The organism is Lysobacter spongiicola DSM 21749, assembly GCF_900167055.1.
Taxonomy (GTDB): Bacteria; Pseudomonadota; Gammaproteobacteria; order Xanthomonadales; family Xanthomonadaceae; genus Novilysobacter; species Novilysobacter spongiicola.
The window spans coordinates 551576-569709 of record NZ_FUXP01000001.1 but is presented as its reverse complement, the minus strand read 5'-3'; the positions used below and the strand labels follow the sequence as shown (position 1 = coordinate 569709).

Below are 18134 nucleotides of genomic sequence, written 5' to 3'. Positions count from 1 at the left end.
ACAAGGTCACTTCGGCCCCGGACCCTGTCCCACGGCGCTTGCTTCGCGTAGGAGCGGCTTCAGCCGCGATCGTGGAGTCGGTGCAAGCGAACGATTTGCGGATCGCGGCCGAAGTCGCTCCTACAACTGGGGGGAGTCCAAGGCGGTGGGAGTCCGCGGGTCAGTCGGACGCGTACTCCACGTCAACGATGACGAACTCCTGCGGTCCGCCCGGCAACTGCGCCTGGAACTCGTCATCGACCCGCTTCTTCAACATCGCCCGCGCCAGCGGCGAGTCGATGCTGATCCAGCCAGCCCGGGCGTCGGTCTCGTCAGGCCCGACGATCCGGTAGCGCGAGACCTCGCCGCTGTCGAGGTTCTCCACCTCCACCGTGGCGCCGAAGAACACCGCCGCCGGATCCGCGGGTGCTTCCTCGACCACGCGCAGGGCGGGCACCCGCTTACTCAGGTATCGCACCCGCCGGTCGATCTCGCCCAACTGCTTCTTGCGGTAGGTGTACTCGGCGTTTTCCGAGCGGTCACCCTCCGCCGCTGCCGCGGCAAGCGCCTTCACCACTTCCGGCCGACGGACCCGCCACAGATCATCCAGCTCCGCCTTGAGGCGGTCATGCCCGGCACGCGTGATCAGCGCCGTACTCTTTTCGGCGGGTGGTCGCCAACGACTCATCGATGCTCCATGGGGCAGGGCAGCCGGCCAATGCCGGGCCGGCTGCCTGCAATCCAGTCAGTCCTGTTGCCGGGACAGGGTGCGGCCGTCCGAAGCCGGCTGTCCTTCCGCATCGAGCGTCTGCAGCTCGTCATCGGAAGAGATGGCGAACAGACGGTCCTCTTCCGCCTTGGTGTTCGGGTCGAGCCGGATATGGCGGTCATCGGCTTCCACGGTCCAGGTGCCGTCCATGACTGCCTCGCCGCCGCCGGCTGCATCGCGATCGACGATTTCATAGGTGCCGTCGGGCCTGAGCTCCACCGTGGTGGTTTCGTCGCCAAAGGTGCCGGCGAAAGCGCGCATGTCGAAGCCGGCGCCGTCGGTGGAGGGGTTTGCGGCCGGCACGATATCGGGGGTCGGCTGGGCCTCTTCGACAACGGGCTCGACCGGAGCGGCGGCGGGGGCGGCAGTCTCCTGCTGGCAGCCCACGGCGAGTGCGGCGAAGCAGGCCAGGGTGGCGAGGCGGAACGACTTCTGGTTCATGCGGGGACTCCTTTCGTCCTGGGGGATTCAATGCTTGGAGGTTGTACGAGGAACTAGCGGCGGCCACCGAAGATGCCGCCGAGCACGCCGCGCAGGATCTGGCGACCGATCTGGCTGCCGATGGTACGGGCGGTCTGCTTGGCCATCGTCTCCACCATGCCCTGTCGCCGTTTGGTGCCGAACACGGCATCGCGCACCGACTGGCCGAGGCTGCCACGCTCTTCCTCGGCGGCGGTCCTGGCGGGTGGCGCACCAGCCTGCACTGCAACGGCTTCGGTCTTGCGCGCGAGCATCTCTTCGGCCGACTCGCGATCCAGTGCGATGTCGTACTTGGCACCCAACGGGCTGCCGGCCCGGATCGCTGCCCGCTCCGCACCGGTGATGGAGCCCATCCTGCAGCGCGGGGGCGCGACCAGGGTCCGCTCGACGGGCATCGGGATACCCTTGTCCTGCAGGGTCGAAACCAGCGCTTCACCGGTACCCAGTTGTCCGATGGCGTCCGCCACGTCTAGTTCGGGGTTGGCGACGAAAGTTTCGGCAGCGGTGCGCACGGCCTTCTGGTCGCGTGGGGTGAATGCCCGCAGTGCATGCTGCACGCGGTTGCCGAGCTGGCCGAGGATGTCGTCCGGGACATCGTTCGGGAACTGCGAGCAGAAGTACACGCCCACGCCCTTGGAACGGATGATCCGCACCACCTGCTCGACCCGCTGTCGCAGCGCCGCGGGTGCATCGTCGAACAGCAGGTGCGCCTCGTCGAAGACGAACACCAGCCTGGGCCTGTCGAGGTCCCCGACCTCCGGCAACTGCTCGAACAGTTCGGACAACATCCACAGCAGGAAGGTGGAATACAGCCGCGGCTTCAGCACCAGGCTGTCGGCGGCGAGGATATTGACCACCCCGTGCCCCTCGGCGGTCGTCCGCATCAGATCGGCCAATTCGAGCGCAGGCTCGCCGAAGAACGCGTCGCCTCCGTCCGACTCGAGTCGCAGCAGCGCCCGCTGGATGGCGCCGATCGACGGAGCGCTGACGAGCCCGTATTCGGTCGACACGGCCTTGCGCTGTTCGGCGACGAGGTTGAGCAGGGCCCGCAGGTCGCCGAGGTCGAGCAGCAGCAGGCCCCGGTCGTCTGCGAGCCTGAAAACGATGTCGAGCACCCCGGACTGGGTGTCGTTGAGCTCGAGCATGCGCGACAGCAGGGTCGGCCCGATCTCGCTCACCGTCGCCCGCACCGGGTGCCCCAGCTTGCCGTAGAGGTCCCAGAACACGACCGGGTTGCCCTCGCTGGCGTAGTCATCGATCCCGATCTCGTCGATCCGCGCCTGCAGTTTCCCGTTGAGCTCCCCCGGCATCGCCAGGCCGGCCACGTCGCCCTTCACGTCCGCGAGGAACACTGGCACGCCGATGCGCGAAAACTCCTCGGCAAGGGTCATCAGGGTGACGGTCTTGCCGGTACCAGTGGCACCGGCAACGAGTCCGTGGCGGTTGCCGAAGCGGGGCAGCAGGCACACGCGGCCGCCGGTGTCGGGGAGGGCATTGGCGGTGGTGACGGCCTTGCCGATGAGCAGGGGCCGGGCTGCCTGGGGCATGTCCACTTCCTTGGTTGGAGTCGGCCGATTCTATGTCGTAACCTGCACGACCCGCGCAACGCAGCTTCCCATGCCTTTTTTCTCGTCCCCGCTCTCCAGGAACTTTCCCGGGCGGTCGTCCGTCCGATTCGCCCGGACCCTTGCGTCGCTCGCACTCGTCTCGATCGCCTGCACCGCCTTCGACGCCGAGGCGATATCGCGCCGTGACCAGGCTGCGGTCGACGCGCTCGTGGAGCGCATGACGGCGGCGGAAGAGAAGTACCTGGACGCCATTGTGAAGCTCGGCAACGCAGACCCTGCCGGTACGGAACAGGCGAACGAGGCGCTGGAGGACATGGAGGACGTGGTCCAGGCCTGCTCCGAGCAGCGTGGCTGTTCGATGCCCTCGATGATGGTCACCTTCAAGCGCCTGCTGAAGCAGAGCGCCGACGCCGAGGCCGGCGACCTGGTCGTGGTCGAGGCCTACGAGCCGGGCCACGGCAACCTGCTCCACGACGTGCCGGAAGCCGCGCGCGCGGCGGCATTGCTGGCTTCGGATGATCGCCACCAGTTCGACCGCATGGTCCGGTACAACCCGGCCGTGCAGGAAGGCATCCGGCGCTGGTTGACCGACATGCGCGACGATCTGATGACCAGCCACGAGAACTACCAGTACATGCGGCACCTGATGTGGCCGCACTACGAGCGCGCCGGGCTGCCCGAGGCGCTGCTGTTCGGCATCATGGCGAAGGAATCCAACGGCCGTGTGCACTCCACCTCGCGCGCGGGCGCCGCCGGGCCGATGCAGTTCATGTACGCCACGGGCAAGCGGTTCGGCCTGGGCGAGGACAGCACCGGCTTCGACACCCGCTACGACCCCTACGCCGCGTCCGGGGCAAGCGTCGCCTATCTCAACGAGCGGTTGCGCGAGCTCAACAATGACATCGAGATGGCCCTGGCGGCCTACAACGGGGGCGAGGGGCGCGCGCGCCGCATCCACCGCGAGAACCCTGGCCAGAGCTTCTGGAACGAAGGGTTGTACCACCAGTTCCCCCCCGAAACGCGCGACTACGTGCCCATGGTGATCGCAGCCGCGTGGCTGTTCCTGCACCCGGACGAATACGGACTGAGCCTGCCACGCGTCGACGTGAAGCCCACGGCGCTGCGCCTTGAGCAGCCGGCCTCGATCTACCAGCTGACGATCTGTCTGGGCAACCGCGGGGTGCGCGATGGATACATGCGGGCGCTGCGCAACCTCAACCCCCGTTACCAGGCGGATGACGTGATCCCCGCAGGGACGATCCTGTCGGCCACCACCCGCATTGCCGGGCTCTACAGGCGGCACTGCCTGGATGGTCGGCGGGCCGAGTTGGCGAGGACGCTGGTGGCGAGCGATCCGACCGCGGCGATCGTGCGTGCAGGGGCGGCATCGCCTGCAGGGTCTGCCGCAGGGACCGCTGCTGCCGTGGCACCACCGCGCCAGACCGGGAGCTACAAGGTGCAGCGCGGCGAGACGATCACCTCGATTGCCCGCAAGTTCGGCTGCAATGCGCGCGAACTCGCGGCGGCCAATGGTATCCGGGCGCCACGCTTCACCATTCGGCCGGGGCAGACGATCGAGCTGTCCGGTTGCCGCCTGTAGCTGCGAGCAGCGCGGCGGCGAAGGGCGCGGTCAGGCGCTACAGCAGGGTGGCGAGCCGCTCACCAAGCTTGACCGGGCTTTCCGCTCCGAGCCCGCCCGCCAGCTCCGCCACGCCGGGGGGGAGCAGCACGATCACGGTCGAGCCGTAGTTGAAGCGCGCCATCTCCTCGAACCGTTCCAGGGTGATGTCCTCGCCGCGGTATTCCTTTGGCGTGATCGTGTTGCCGTAGGCAGGGATCTCCTCGCCGCTCCAGACGGTCTCGACCCCCGAGACCAGCAACGCCCCCACCATCACCACCGCCATCGGACCGAAGCTGGTGTCGAAATGGCAGACCAGCCGCTCGTTGCGCGCGAACAGCCGCGGCACGTGCTGCACGGCGGCGGGGCCAACGCTGAACAGTCGGCCCGGCACGTGCACGGTGCGCAACAGCGTCCCCGTCCACGGCATGTGCACCCGGTGGTAGTCCTTCGGCGAGAGGTACACGGTGGCGAACAGCCCCTCGGTGTATGGCGTGGCCGCTTCGGCTTCGCCCAACAGCTCCGCCGCGGTGAAGGATTGCCCCTTGGCCTGGAAGATCCGCCCGCCCTCGATCGGACCGCACTGGCTGACCCGGCCGTCCGCCGGCATCAGCAATGCGCGCGGGTCGGGATCCGGTGTGCGCACGCCCGGCTTCAGCGCGCGGGTGAAGAAGGCATTGAAGGTGGGATAGGCGGCCGGATCGGACTGCAGCGCCTCCCCGAGGTCGACGCCGAACTTTCGCGTGACCGTATCGATCAGCCAGCGACGGGTCGCGGGATGGTCGGAGTACGCGAGTCGCCGTGCCACCGAGGACAGCAGCCGGTGGGGCAGTACGTACGTCAGCTTGGTGGTCAGGCTCATGCCGGGGCTCCGTCGATCAAGGTGATGCCGCGGCGGTGAGGGCGGCCAGGTCGGCTGCGACCACGTCCGGATCGAACGGTTGCTGCAGTACGCCGGCCATGCGGCCCTGCGGGTCGAGCACGGCCATCGAGGCACTATGGTCGATGGTGTATTCGCCGGCGGGGGCGTCGTCCCCCAGTGGCACCTTCGCGAACACCATGCTCAGCGAGCGCACGAAGTTCTCTAGCGCTGGCAGGTCGGCAGTGGCGGCGAGCGTGTCCGGGTGGAAGGCGTGCGCGTACTCGCCGATGCGGTCGGGGGTGTCGCGCTCCGGGTCGACCGAAATGAACAGCACCCGCGGCCGCCGTGCTTCGGGCAACGACGCCCATTGCTTCTGCGCGCCCGCCAGCCTCGCCAGGGTGGTCGGGCAGACATCGGGGCAATGGGTGAAACCCAGGAACACCAGGGTCCAGTGGCCGTTGAGCTCGCCCGGGACCAGCGGCGTGCCGTCGGACTGGCGCAGGTTGAACTCAGGCAGCTCGCGCGGGGGGTCGAACAGGCGTACCTGCCGGGTCTCCGGCCACGGCGTCGGGGCCGGTTCGCCGAAGTGGCGCTGCGAGAGCCAAAGCCCAAGGCCGGCGGCGACCGCGGCGACGAGCACGATAACGGTGGTGCGGTTGAACATGCGGGTTCCGCCATGACGACAGGAGCGTGCCGCAATGATAACGGGCGGTGACGGCTATAATCGGCGGCCTTTCGCTGGAATCCCGCCATGACCGCCGAACAACCTTCCACCGGCCAGGCCGAGCACCGGTTCGATCCGGGGCAGGTCGTGTTCGAGCAGGCTTCCATCATCGACCTGATCCGCTTCGGCGGCAGCCGTTTCGCTGAGGCTGGCCTGGCATTCGGCCACAGCTACGACAACGCGATCGACGAGGCGACCCAACTGGTGTTGCATGCGTTGCACATGCCGCATGACCTGGGACCGGCCTACGGCGCCGCGCGCGTCACCGCGGCGGAGAAGGCACGGGTGCTGGAGCTGTTTGCCAGGCGCGTCAACGAGCGCATCCCGGCAGCCTATCTGTGTGGCGAGGCCTGGTTTGCCGGCCTGAGCTTCAAGTCGGACCCGCGCGCGCTGGTGCCGCGGTCCCCGATCGCCGAGTTGATCGAGGCCGGTTTCGAACCGTGGCTGGGCGGGCGCGAGGTGCGCCGCGCGCTGGACCTGTGCACCGGCTCGGGCTGCATCGCAATTGCGATGGGTCACTACCAGCCGGACTGGGAAGTGGTGGGCGCCGATATCAACGACGAGGCCCTGGCCCTGGCGGCGGAAAACCGCGAGCGCCTGCACGCCTCCAACGTGGAGCTGCGCCAGTCGGACCTGTTCAACGGGCTGTCCGGCGAGGTGTTCGACCTCATCGTTACCAACCCGCCCTATGTGACGCATGCGGAAACCGATGCGTTGCCGCCCGAATACGCGCACGAGCCGGAGCTGGGCCTGCGCGCCGGCGATGACGGGCTCGACCTCGCCCTGAAGATCCTGCGCGACGCGCCCGACCACCTGTCCGAGGACGGCTTGCTGGTCTGCGAAGTAGGCGAAGCCGAGCGTGCGCTGGTGGAGCTGTTGCCGGAGCTGCCGCTGGCGTGGGTGGAATTCCGCGTCGGCCAGATGGGCATCTTCGTGGTGGAGCGCGCCGACCTGGTCGAGCACCACGACCGGATCCAGGCACTCGCCGACGCACGCGGCTGAGCCCGCGACCCACTCCGCGACGGCAGGTATCCATGGCCAGCAACACCTTCGGAAAACTCTTCACGGTGACCACCTTCGGCGAGAGCCACGGCCCTGCCATCGGTTGTGTCGTCGACGGCTGCCCGCCGGGGCTGCCGCTGGAGGCAGGCGATTTTTCCGCCGACCTGGCTCGGCGTGCGACCGGCAAGAGCCGCCATACCTCGGCACGGCACGAGGCGGATGAGGTCGAGATCCTGTCGGGCGTTTACGAGGGCGTGACCACCGGCACGCCGATCGCGCTGCTGGTGCGCAACACCGACGCCCGCAGCAAGGACTACGCCCGCATCACCGCGCAGTTCCGCCCAGGCCATGCCGACTACACCTATTGGCACAAGTACGGCATCCGCGATCCCCGCGGCGGCGGGCGGTCGTCGGCCCGCGAAACCACGATGCGGGTGGCTGCCGGCTGCATCGCCCGCAAATGGCTGGAAGTCCGGCATGGGGTGCGCGTGCGCGGGCATCTCTCGCAGCTCGGGCCGATCACGCCTGCCGGGTTCGATCCGTCGGTGGTCGAGGAGAATCCGTTCTTCTGGCCGCATGCCGCCCAGGTGCCGGAGCTGGAATCCTTCATGGACTCGTTGCGGAAATCCGGTGATTCGGTGGGAGCACGGGTGGACGTGGTGGCTGAAGGCCTTCCTCCTGGCTGGGGCGAGCCGGTGTACGGCAAACTCGATGGGGAGCTCGCGGCCGCGCTGATGAGCATCAACGCGGTCAAGGGCGTGGAGATCGGCGACGGTTTCGCCAGCGTCGCCCAGAAGGGCAGCGAACACCGCGACGACATGTCCGCCGAAGGCTTCGCATCCAACCACGCCGGCGGCGTGCTTGGCGGCATCAGTACCGGCCAGGCACTGCGTTGCTCGGTCGCGTTCAAACCCACCTCCAGCCTCCGGTTGCCGGTCGAGAGCCTCGACGTGCATGGGGCGCCGGTTGAGGTGGTGACCACCGGTCGCCACGATCCGTGCGTGGGTATCCGTGCCACCCCGATATGCGAGGCCATGGTGGCGCTGGTATTGATGGACCAGGCGCTGCGCCATCGCGCCCAGTGCGGGGACGTCGCGCCGGCCACGCCCCGGATCCCAGCGCAACGTCCCTGACCCGACCTCGGCCCCGAACCTCTTCCAGACTGCGGCCAATGCCGCTTCGCCCCACGAGAACCGCCCATGAGCAAGACCGTCAACGTAGCCGTCGTAGGTGCCACCGGTGCCGTCGGTGAAACCATGCTGAAGATCCTGGCCGAACGCAGCTTTCCCCTCGGCCGCCTGCATGTGCTGGCCAGTGAGCGGTCGGCCGGTGACAAGCTCGATTTCGGCGGCAGGAAACTGGTGGTGGAGTCACTCGAGGGTTTCGATCCCGCCGGCATTGACATCGCGCTGTTCTCCGCAGGCGGCGACGTGTCGCGCGAGCATGCGCCGCGTTTCGCGGCCGCCGGCGCAGTCGTGATCGACAACTCCTCGGCGTTCCGCCAGGACGACGACGTGCCGCTGGTGGTGGCCGAAGTCAACCCGGAAGCGGTACGCCACCGGCCCCGCGGCATCATCGCCAATCCCAACTGCTCCACCATGCAGATGCTGGTGGCGCTGGCACCGATCCACCGCGCGGTGGGGATCGAACGGATCAACGTGGCGACCTACCAGTCGGTCTCCGGCACCGGGCGGCGCGCGCTGGAGGAGCTGGGGCGGCAGACCGCCGGCATGCTGAACTTCCAGGAGGCCAGGCCCGAGGTCTACCCGGTGCAGATCGCATTCAATGTCATTCCCCACGGCGGCGACTTCACCGACAACGGCTACACCACCGAAGAGATGAAGCTGGTCTGGGAGACCCGGAAGATCCTGGGCGACGAAACCATCGGCATCAACGCGACGGTGGTACGGGTGCCCGTGTTCTATGGCCACTCCGAGGCGGTGCACATCGAGACGCGCGGGAAGATCTCGGCGGCCGACGCACGGGCGTTGCTGGAGCAGGCGGCGGGCGTCGAGGTGGTCGATGATCGCGAGGCGGGCGGATACCCGACCCCGGTGACTCACGCCTCCGGCAACGACCCGGTGTACGTGGGCCGCATCCGGGATGACATCTCCCACCCGCGCGGACTCTCGCTCTGGGTGGTGTCGGACAACATCCGCAAGGGCGCGGCCCTCAATGCCGTGCAACTGGCCGAGCTGGTGGCAGCGGAATGAGCGGGCCAGGCGCGCCCCCGGCGGCCGCGAGGCGCCCGTCTTCCGGCTGCGGGCGCATTGCCGTGGCCTGCGGCGCTCGCTAGAGTCGCCGCCAGGGGAAGCTTCAGGAGCAACGGTGAAACACTACATGCGTACGGCACTCGCGGCGGCACTGGCCTTGGCCAGTGGGTCGGCGGCTGCGCTGGGGCTGGGGCAGATCGAGTTGAAGTCACGCCTCGGGCAACCGCTCGTGGCGGAGATCCCGATCGTCTCCGAAGATCCGTCCGAGCTGGAGCAGCTGCGCGCCGGGCTGGCATCGCCGGCCACGTTTGCCCGCATCGGCCTGCAGCCGCCGGAAGGGGTGGTGGCGAACCTGTCTTTCACCCAGGCACTCGACAACCGGGGCAATCCGGTCATCCGCGTCACCAGCAGCGAGCCGATCCAGCAGCCCCTGCTCACCTTCCTGATCGAGGTGGACTGGGGGCAGGGCCGGCTGGTGAGGGAGTATTCGGCGCTCCTCGATACGCCCACCACGGTCTCGGCGCCGGCGCAGCCGCCGGTAGAGGCCCCGGTGGTCTCGGCGCCGAACACCATCGTTCGCGATCCGCAGCCGGAGCCGGAGCCATTGGCGGAGGAGGGGGCTGGGGCGGATGCCGCGGCACCGGATGGCGATTCGGCGATTGCGCCGGAACCGCCGCCGCCCGCCGCTGCACCCGTACCGGCACCGGCACCGGCAGGTCGTCCCGACCGCTATGGCGCCGTCCAGGCGGGGGAAACCCTGTCGGTAATCGCGGCCACCCTGGATTTCGATGCCAACCTCGACCAGGCCATGATCGCGCTGCTCAACGCGAATCCCGACGCCTTCATCGATGGCAACGTCAACCTGCTCAAGCAAGGCGTCGTCCTGCGCATTCCGGAGCAGGCCGAGGTCCAGGCAATCGAAGCCGCCCGCGCAATGGCGCAGGTGCGCGAACAGACCCGCACGTGGCGCGAGGCGCGTCAGCCGGTGCCGCAGCCGGCACTTCCCGACGCGCCGGCCCCCGACGCCGTGGCAGGCGAAACATCCGCGTCCCCGGCCGGAGCCGGGGCATCCGCCGCCGAAGGCCGGCTTGAAATCGTTCCCCCCGGTGCCAGCCAGGCCACCGAGGCGGGGGCACAGTCCGGCATCGATGCCGGAGGCGAGGGAGACATGGTGCGACAGGAGCTGCAGCAGACGCGCGAGACACTGGCCGCGCGCGACGCCGAACTGGAAGAGATGAAGAGCCGCGTGGCCGAGCTGGAAGCCCTGCAGGCCGACCAGCAGAAGCTGCTGGAGATGCGCGACAACGAACTTGCCGCCGTACAGCAGAACCTGTCCACGGATCCGGCAGTGAATGATGCGGCGCGTGCTGCAGGCGGGCCATGGCTGGTCGGCGGGATCCTGCTGGTGGTGCTTGCGCTGCTGGGTGGCTGGTTCCTGCGTCGTCGCTCGGCCGCACGCGCGCCGGTTTTCCGCGCTCCGGATCCGGCGCGTCGGGAATCCCCGCTGGCTGCAGCGTTTCCGGACCATGGGGCCAAGGCACCGGCACCGGTGAACGAGCAAGCCGCGGCGGGGCAACCGGCGCAGCCGGTCCAGCAAGCGCATGTTGTCCATGACCGGCCGGGTGTCGGCCGCGGCGACACGCCGCAGGCCGCAGCAGCGGCTCAGTCGGCTCGGGATGAAACGCACGACGCCCACGCCGGGGAAAGTCGGCAGCCGGCGGCTCCTGCAGCGCCAGCCTGGCATGCCGGTGCCGGTGCCGGTGCCGGCGTCGCGGGCACCGCCATGGACGACGACGCGGGTGGCAAGGCTCGTCCGGAACCGGCCGCAGCCGCGGAGATGCCGGCTGATCAGGAGGCGCCAGGCTCGGAACGCCTGGAGCTTGCCCGTGCCTACCTGGACCTGGGCGACCACGAAAGCGCACGGCAGTTGCTCGGCGAGGTGGTCGTGCACGGTGCCCCGGCGGACCGCCAGCAGGCGGAGCGGATGCTGCGGGATATCGGATAAGCCCATGGATCCCGCTTCAACCACCCCCGGCCGCTTTGCGCTGGGGGTTGAATACGATGGCGGTGGGTTTTCGGGCTGGCAGCGGCTGAACAGGGCAGGAGAGCCGGAACGGCGAGGGGAGCCGACTGTGCAGGCGGCCCTCGAGCAAGCGCTGTCGTTCGTGGCCGGTGCCGCGGTTGAGGTGGTCTGCGCCGGGCGCACCGACGCCGGTGTCCATGCCTCGTGTCAGGTCGTTCATTTCGACGGCCCCCGTCAACGCGACCCCAGGGGCTGGGTGTTGGGTACCACCAGCCGCTTGCCCCCTGCGGTGTGCGTGCGCTGGTGCGTTCCGGTTGGCGCTGATTTCCACGCCCGTTTCTCGGCACGGGCGCGACGCTACCGGTACTCGATCCTCAATCGCCCGGTGCGGCCGGCGCTGCAGCGGCAGTACCTGAGCTGGGAGCGGCGCCCCCTGGATGCCACGGCGATGCACCAGGCCGCGCAGGCACTGGTGGGCGAGCACGACTTCTCGGCCTTCCGCACCGTGCACTGCCAGGCGCCACATCCGCGCCGGGATCTCCAGTCGATTTCGGTCCAGCGCAACGGCGACGTGGTACAGGTGGAGGTCCAGGCCAACGCCTTCCTGCACCACATGGTCCGCAACATCGTCGGCAGCCTGCTGATGGTGGGGCGAGGCGAGAAGCCGCCGGAGTGGGTGGGCCAGGTGCTGGCCGGCAGGGACCGCACCCTGGCGGGTCCGACCGCGCCGTCGGCGGGTCTGGTATTCCTTGGGCCGCGCTACCCTGCACAATGGGGACTCCCCCAAGAGGTCACGCTGTGAGCCGCACCCTTTTCCGCACCCGCATCAAGTTCTGTGGCTTCACGCGTCCCGGCGACGTACGCCTGGCGTGTGAGCTGGGGGCGGACGCGATCGGCTTCGTCTTCGCAGGCGACAGCCCCCGCCGCATCCAACCAGAAGAAGCACGGGCGATGAGGCATGCGCTGGCACCGCTGGTCGATGCCGTCGCGCTGTTCATGGACAACCGCGCCGACACCGTAAAGGAGGTCGTGCGCTACGTCCGGCCCAGCCTGCTGCAGTTCCACGGCAGCGAGGATGACGCTTTCTGCCGTGGCTTCGGCGTGCCGTACATCAAGGCCATTCCGATGGGCAGCGAGATCACCCGCCAGCACCCTGCCGCGCTCCAGACGCTGTACCCCGGCGCGGCCGGTTTCCTCTTCGACAGCCACTCCTCCGGGGGCCCCGGTGGAAGCGGGCGTACCTTCGACTGGCGAAAGATTCCCAGCGGCGTGCAGAAGCCCTTCATGCTGGCCGGCGGTCTTTCCAGTGCCAATGTCTTCGACGCTATCATCGGCACGCTGCCCTGGGCCGTCGACGTCTCCAGTGGCATCGAGAGCGAGCCGGGCATCAAGGATGGCGACAAGATGCGCGCCTTCGTCGAAGAAGTCCGTCGCGCCGATTGCCACGTGCTCGATTGAGCACTCCCGCCCCATACATCCTCCGCAGCCGGCTGTCCGGGTGCGTCTCCGCGGATCTTCCGACATGCCTCCAGCCCCGACCATCGACTACCACTCGCTTCCGGACGCGTCCGGGCACTTTGGCCGCTTCGGAGGCCGCTTCGTCGCCGAAACCCTGATCGGCCCCCTGCAGGAACTCGCAGCGGCCTACGACGAGGCGCGGGTGGATCCAGGATTCATCAGGGCCTACGAACGCGACCTCGCGCATTACGTGGGCCGTCCGAGCCCGATCTACCACGCAGAGCGGCTGAGCGAGGAGGTGGGCGGCGCGCGCATCCTGCTCAAGCGCGAAGACCTGAACCACACCGGCGCGCACAAGATCAACAACACCATCGGCCAGGCCCTGCTGGCCAGTCGGATGGGCAAGACCCGGATCATCGCCGAGACCGGCGCCGGCCAGCATGGCGTGGCTTCGGCGACGGTCGCGGCGAGGCTGGGGCTGGAGTGCGTGGTCTACATGGGCGCGACCGACATCGAGCGCCAGAAGATCAACGTCTACCGCATGCAGTTGCTGGGCGCGAAGGTGGTGCCGGTCACCAGCGGTTCGGCGACGCTGAAGGATGCGCTCAACGAAGCGATGCGGGACTGGGTGACCAACGTCGACGACACCTTCTACATCATCGGCACGGTGGCGGGGCCCGACCCGTACCCCCGCATGGTGCGCGACTTCAATGCCGTGGTCGGCCGGGAGGCGCGCGAGCAGATGCTGGCCGAGTACGGCTGCCTGCCGGACGTGGTGACCGCCTGCGTCGGCGGCGGAAGCAATGCGATCGGCATCTTCCACGCCTTCCTCAACGACGCCGGCGTACGCATCGTCGGCGCCGAGGCGGCGGGCGAGGGGGTCGGCACCGGGCGCCATGCCGCGTCGCTTGCGGCCGGGCGCCCCGGGGTCCTGCATGGCAACCGCACCTACGTGTTGTGCGACGACGACGGCCAGATCATCGAGACCCACTCGGTCTCCGCCGGCCTGGACTACCCTGGGGTCGGGCCCGAACACGCCTATCTGAAGGACACCGGCCGCGCCGAGTACGTCGGGGTTACCGATGACGAAGCGCTGACTGCTTTCCATCAGTTGGCGCGGACCGAGGGCATCCTTGCCGCGCTCGAATCCAGCCACGCGCTGGCGCAGGCCACAAAGCTGGCGGCGGGGATGCCGCGCGACGCCATCGTGCTGTGCAACCTGTCCGGGCGCGGCGACAAGGATGTGCACACGATCGCCGCCCGCGAGGGCATCGACTTCGAAGGGGCGCCATGAACCGCATCGACGCGCGTTTCGCCGAACTCTCCGCCCGCGGCCGCAAGGCGCTGGTGCCGTTCATCACGGCTGGCGACCCCTCGCTGGATGCGACCGTGCCGGTGATGCATGCGTTGGCGGCGGCGGGCGCCGACGTGATCGAGCTCGGGGTCCCATTCTCCGATCCGATGGCCGACGGCCCCACCATCCAGCGCAGCTCCGAACGCGCCCTGGCTGCGGGTGCAAGCCTGGACTGGGTGTTCGAGACGGTCAGGCGCTTCCGTGAGACCGACCAGGCCACGCCGGTCGTCCTGATGGGATATCTCAACCCGGTCGAGATTCGCGGCGCGGACCGCTACGCACGGCAAGCAGTGGCGGCCGGCATCGACGGGACCCTCCTGGTCGATCTGCCGCCGGAAGAGGCGCAGGAGTTCCGGGATGGATTCTCTCCCCATGGACTCGCGCTGGTGCTGCTGGCGGCACCCACGACATCACCCGATCGCATCGCCAGCCTTTGCGCGCAGGCGTCCGGCTACCTCTACTACGTCAGCTATTCGGGCGTGACCGGGGCGGATCACCTGGACACCGGTAGCGCCAATGACCGGTTGAAGCTGGTCCGCGAGCACAGCCGGGTGCCGGTGGTGGCGGGATTCGGGATCAAGGACGCCGCCAGCGCCGTGGCCATGGCACGCGGGGCCGATGGCGTCGTGGTGGGCAGCGCGCTGGTGTCGGCAATCGCCGGCAGCGCGGATCCCGACCAGGCCGCCAGCCGCGCCCGCGCCTTTCTGGAACCCTTGCGCAGCGGACTCGATGGCCTCCCCGCGGCCTGAGCAAGGCGCTGCGTTAAACTGTCCGGCAGCCGGAGCCGCCCCGCACAGGGCGGCTCCGTACCCTTCCGCACCACGGGAACCCGCATCGCATGTCCTGGCTCAAGAAACTCATGCCGTCCGGCATCCGCACCGACAACGCGAGCGCCAAGCGGCGCAGCGTGCCCGAGGGGCTCTGGGAGAAGTGCGACCGGTGCGGGGCAGTGCTGTACCGGCCCGAGCTCGAAGAGAACCTCGAGGTATGCCCCAAGTGCGGGCATCACCGCGCGATCCGCGCCCGCGTCCGTCTGATGGCCCTGCTGGACGAAGGCAGCACCAGCGAAATCGGTGCGACCCTCGGCCCGACCGACGTCCTCAAGTTCCGCGACCAGAAGAAGTACTCCGACCGCATCCGGGCCGCACAGAAGTCCACCGGCGAGCGCGACGCGCTGATCGCCCTGAAGGGCACGCTGAAGCAGCATCCGCTGGTGGCATGCGCATTCGACTTCGCCTACATGGGCGGCTCGATGGGCTCGGTGGTGGGCGAGCGTTTCGCATTGGCCGCCGAAGCCGCCCTGGAGGCGCGTTGTCCGATGGTCTGCTTCACCGCCACCGGCGGTGCGCGCATGCAGGAGAGCCTGTTCTCGTTGATGCAGATGGCCAAGACCTCCGCCGCCCTGGGTCGCCTGCGCGCGGCGGGGCTGCCTTACATCGCGGTGATGACCCATCCGACCACGGGTGGCGTGTCGGCCTCGCTGGCGATGCTGGGCGACATCAACATTGCCGAGCCGGAGGCGCTGATCGGTTTCGCCGGCCCCAGGGTGATCGAGCAGACCGTGCGCGAAACGTTGCCCGAAGGCTTCCAGCGCAGCGAGTTCCTGCTTGAACATGGCGCCATCGACCAGATCTGCGACCGGCGCGAGATGCGCGACCGCCTCGCCGCCCTGCTGGCGTTGCTCATGAAGCAGCCACGCCCCGAAGACGACGCCGACGCCGCTGCCTGAGGCGCGCCGTCCCATGCACAGAGAGCTTCAATGACACGCAAGTATTTCGGTACCGACGGCATCCGTGGCCAGGTCGGGCAGGGGCCCATTTCAGCCGACTTCGTCCTGCGCCTCGGCAACGCGTACGGGCACTCGCTCCCCCATCGCGGCTGGCGCAAGCCGGTGGTGATCATCGGCAAGGACACCCGGATCTCCAACTACATGTTCGAAGCCGCCCTGGAGGCGGGCCTGGTCGCCGCGGGCGTCGACGTGCAGCTGATGGGCCCGATGCCAACGCCGGCGGTGGCCCACCTCACACGTTCGATGCGTGCCGACGGTGGCATCGTGATCTCCGCATCGCACAACCCGCACTTCGACAACGGCATCAAGTTCTTTTCGGCGATGGGCGAGAAGCTCGACGACGCCACCGAGCTGGCGATCGAAGCGGCGCTGGAGCAACCCTTCCGCACCGTGCCCTCCGAGCAGCTGGGCAAGGCGGTGCGCGCGCGTGACGCCGTGGGACGCTACGTGGAGGCGTGCAAGAACTCGGTGCCGCGCGGCTTCGACCTGGGCGGCATGCGGATCGCCATGGACTGCGCCAACGGCGCGACCTACCAGCTCGGCCCGATGGTGCTGCGCGAGCTGGGGGCCCAGGTCGACGCCATCGGTGTCGAGCCCAACGGCCTCAATATCAACGACGGGGTGGGCTCGACCCATCCGGAAGCACTGGCACGGCGGCTTCGCGACACCGGCGCCGACCTCGGCATCGCCTTTGATGGCGACGGCGACCGGGTCATGTTCATCGATGACCAGGGTGAGGTGCGCGACGGCGATGACCTGCTGTACATGCTTGCCTGCGACTGGCACCGCAGTGGCCGGCTGCAAGGGCCGGTGGTCGGTACGGTGATGACCAACTTCGGCCTCGAGCAGGCTTTCGGCGATCGCGGCATCGGCTTCATCCGGGCGAAGGTCGGGGACCGGCACGTCCACCAGCAGCTCCACAAGCATGGCGGTGTGCTGGGCGGCGAGGCGTCCGGCCACCTCCTGTGCCTGGACCGCAGTGGCACCGGTGATGGCATCGTCAGTGCCCTGCAGGTGCTGGAAGTCCTGCATCGCAGCGGCACCAGCCTGCGCGAAGCCCTGAAGGGTCTGCATCGCGTGCCCCAGCGCACGGTCAATGTCCGATTCCCCAGCGGGGCACGTCCGGCGGAAGCCGATTCGGTGAAGGCCGCGCTGGCGGAGGCCGAGGCGGCCGTGGCGGGGCGGGGCAGGGCATTCCTGCGGCCGTCCGGCACCGAGCCGGTGATCCGGGTGACGGTCGAGGCGGACGATGCCGCGCTCGTCCAGTCCACCCTCGAACGTCTTTCCGCCGCGGTCGAATCCGCCGCACGCTGAGCAACCCCGGAACCTGCAGACATGACTTCCCCCTCCATCCCCACGCTGGACATCCGCCGCTTCGACGATGTCGGCACCCGACCGGATTTCGTCGACGAACTTGGCGCCGCCTATCGCGAGTGGGGCTTCGCCGGCATCCGTGGCCATGGCATACCGAAGGCTCGGATCGACGAAGCGTATGACGTCTTCCGCCGCTTCTTTGCGCTTCCGGAGGAAGTGAAGCGCAAGTACCACGTCGCCGGTGGCGGCGGTGCCCGCGGCTACACGCCTTTCGGCGTGGAAACCGCGAAGGGCGCCACGCACTACGACCTCAAGGAGTTCTGGCACGTTGGCCGCGAAATCCCGCGGGACTCCGCCAATGCTGCGGTCATGCCGCCGAACCTGTGGCCGTCGGAGATCCCCGAGTTCCGCGACGTCGCCTACGGGCTGTACCAGTCGCTCGACGAGCTCGGCTCCCGGGTGCTGTCGGCCCTGGCGCTGCACATCGGACTTCCGGCGGACTGGTTCATCGACAAGACCGATTGCGGCAACTCGATCCTGCGCCCGATCCACTACCCGCCGATCACCGCGCCCGAGGTGCCCAACGAGCGGGCGGGTGCGCACGAGGACATCAACCTCATCACCTTGTTGGTGGGTGCGAGCGCGGCCGGCCTGGAAGTGCTTTCACGCAAGGGCGAGTGGGTGCCGTTCACCGCCGACGAGGACACCATCGTCGTCAACATCGGCGACATGCTCCAGCGCCTGACGAACCACGTGTACCCCTCGACGACCCACCGCGTGGTCAATCCGAAGGGGGAGGGCGCGCGGCAGCCCCGGTACTCCACGCCGTTCTTCCTCCATCCCAATCCGGACTTCGTGATCGACGTGTTGCCGTCGACGGTGACGCCCGACAACCCCAGCCGCTATCCGGAGCCGATCACCGCGCAGGGCTACCTGGACGAGCGGCTGAGGGAGATCAAGCTGAAATAGGCGGTCGGGCTG

17 protein-coding genes are annotated in these 18134 nt (G+C 68.6%); 12 read left to right on the top strand and 5 right to left on the bottom strand.

Annotation, left to right across the window (positions count from 1 at the left end; genetic code table 11):
• Positions 1 to 160: 160 nt before the first annotated feature.
• From greB to B5D37_RS02625, 3 genes are read right to left on the bottom strand one after another with little or no spacing between them, the layout of a single operon-like run.
• Positions 161 to 667, bottom strand: coding sequence for a transcription elongation factor GreB (gene greB, locus B5D37_RS02635; protein WP_078757128.1), 507 nt, complete (start codon positions 665 to 667; stop codon positions 161 to 163).
• Positions 668 to 724: 57 nt separating this feature from the next.
• Positions 725 to 1189 (bottom strand): copper resistance protein NlpE N-terminal domain-containing protein, encoded by a 465-nt coding sequence (locus B5D37_RS02630; protein WP_078757127.1) that lies wholly within the window; start codon positions 1187 to 1189, stop codon positions 725 to 727.
• Between the two features lie 53 nt (positions 1190 to 1242).
• Positions 1243 to 2775: a helicase HerA-like domain-containing protein gene (locus B5D37_RS02625; RefSeq protein WP_078757126.1), complete on the bottom strand. Its 1533-nt coding sequence runs from the start codon at positions 2773 to 2775 to the stop codon at positions 1243 to 1245.
• 70 nt (positions 2776 to 2845) lie between these two features.
• On the opposite strand from B5D37_RS02625, the gene B5D37_RS02620 reads away from it, so the two are divergent.
• The gene (locus B5D37_RS02620) at positions 2846 to 4396 is read left to right on the top strand and encodes a transglycosylase SLT domain-containing protein (RefSeq protein ID WP_078757125.1); all 1551 of its coding nucleotides are present in this window, start codon (positions 2846 to 2848) and stop codon (positions 4394 to 4396) included.
• A 37-nt stretch (positions 4397 to 4433) separates the two neighbouring features.
• On the opposite strand, the gene asd is transcribed toward B5D37_RS02620, so the two are convergent.
• Positions 4434 to 5276, bottom strand: coding sequence for an archaetidylserine decarboxylase (asd, locus tag B5D37_RS02615; protein WP_078757124.1), 843 nt, complete (start codon positions 5274 to 5276; stop codon positions 4434 to 4436).
• A 16-nt stretch (positions 5277 to 5292) separates the two neighbouring features.
• Positions 5293 to 5940 carry an SCO family protein gene (locus tag B5D37_RS02610; protein WP_078757123.1) on the bottom strand — a complete coding sequence of 216 codons (648 nt, stop codon included), beginning with the start codon at positions 5938 to 5940 and terminating at the stop codon, positions 5293 to 5295.
• A gap of 87 nt (positions 5941 to 6027) precedes the next feature.
• Here B5D37_RS02610 and prmB point away from each other — a divergent pair, with 87 nt between their 5' ends.
• The 11 genes from prmB to B5D37_RS02555 all read left to right on the top strand — a co-directional run bounded on the left by prmB (position 6028) and on the right by B5D37_RS02555 (position 18122).
• Entirely contained in the window at positions 6028 to 7002 is a 975-nt protein-coding gene (gene prmB, locus B5D37_RS02605) for a 50S ribosomal protein L3 N(5)-glutamine methyltransferase (RefSeq protein WP_078757122.1), read from the top strand.
• Between the two features lie 32 nt (positions 7003 to 7034).
• Complete coding sequence (gene aroC / locus B5D37_RS02600; RefSeq protein WP_078757121.1) at positions 7035 to 8135, top strand: chorismate synthase; 1101 nt, start codon at positions 7035 to 7037, stop codon at positions 8133 to 8135.
• Between the two features lie 66 nt (positions 8136 to 8201).
• Positions 8202 to 9215, top strand: a complete 1014-nt coding sequence (locus tag B5D37_RS02595) for an aspartate-semialdehyde dehydrogenase (RefSeq protein WP_078757120.1) — start codon at positions 8202 to 8204, stop codon at positions 9213 to 9215.
• 115 nt (positions 9216 to 9330) lie between these two features.
• On the top strand, positions 9331 to 11220 hold the full coding sequence (locus tag B5D37_RS02590) for a motility hub landmark protein FimV (protein WP_143814090.1): 1890 nt from the start codon (positions 9331 to 9333) through the stop codon (positions 11218 to 11220).
• A 4-nt stretch (positions 11221 to 11224) separates the two neighbouring features.
• The gene (gene truA, locus B5D37_RS02585; RefSeq protein WP_078757118.1) at positions 11225 to 12040 is read left to right on the top strand and encodes a tRNA pseudouridine(38-40) synthase TruA; all 816 of its coding nucleotides are present in this window, start codon (positions 11225 to 11227) and stop codon (positions 12038 to 12040) included.
• On the top strand, positions 12037 to 12696 hold the full coding sequence (locus B5D37_RS02580) for a phosphoribosylanthranilate isomerase (protein WP_078757117.1): 660 nt from the start codon (positions 12037 to 12039) through the stop codon (positions 12694 to 12696). Before truA ends, B5D37_RS02580 begins: the two co-directional genes overlap by 4 nt.
• A 64-nt stretch (positions 12697 to 12760) precedes the next feature.
• Complete coding sequence (gene trpB, locus B5D37_RS02575) at positions 12761 to 13990, top strand: tryptophan synthase subunit beta (protein WP_078757116.1); 1230 nt, start codon at positions 12761 to 12763, stop codon at positions 13988 to 13990.
• Positions 13987 to 14799, top strand: coding sequence for a tryptophan synthase subunit alpha (trpA, locus tag B5D37_RS02570; RefSeq protein ID WP_078757115.1), 813 nt, complete (start codon positions 13987 to 13989; stop codon positions 14797 to 14799). The genes trpB and trpA overlap by 4 nt, the downstream gene beginning before the upstream one ends.
• A gap of 89 nt (positions 14800 to 14888) precedes the next feature.
• Positions 14889 to 15779: an acetyl-CoA carboxylase, carboxyltransferase subunit beta gene (gene accD, locus B5D37_RS02565; RefSeq protein ID WP_078757114.1), complete on the top strand. Its 891-nt coding sequence runs from the start codon at positions 14889 to 14891 to the stop codon at positions 15777 to 15779.
• 30 nt (positions 15780 to 15809) lie between these two features.
• Complete coding sequence (gene glmM / locus B5D37_RS02560) at positions 15810 to 17153, top strand: phosphoglucosamine mutase (protein WP_078757113.1); 1344 nt, start codon at positions 15810 to 15812, stop codon at positions 17151 to 17153.
• 21 nt (positions 17154 to 17174) lie between these two features.
• The gene (locus B5D37_RS02555; RefSeq protein WP_078757112.1) at positions 17175 to 18122 is read left to right on the top strand and encodes an isopenicillin N synthase family dioxygenase; all 948 of its coding nucleotides are present in this window, start codon (positions 17175 to 17177) and stop codon (positions 18120 to 18122) included.
• The last annotated feature ends 12 nt before the right edge of the window (positions 18123 to 18134 follow it).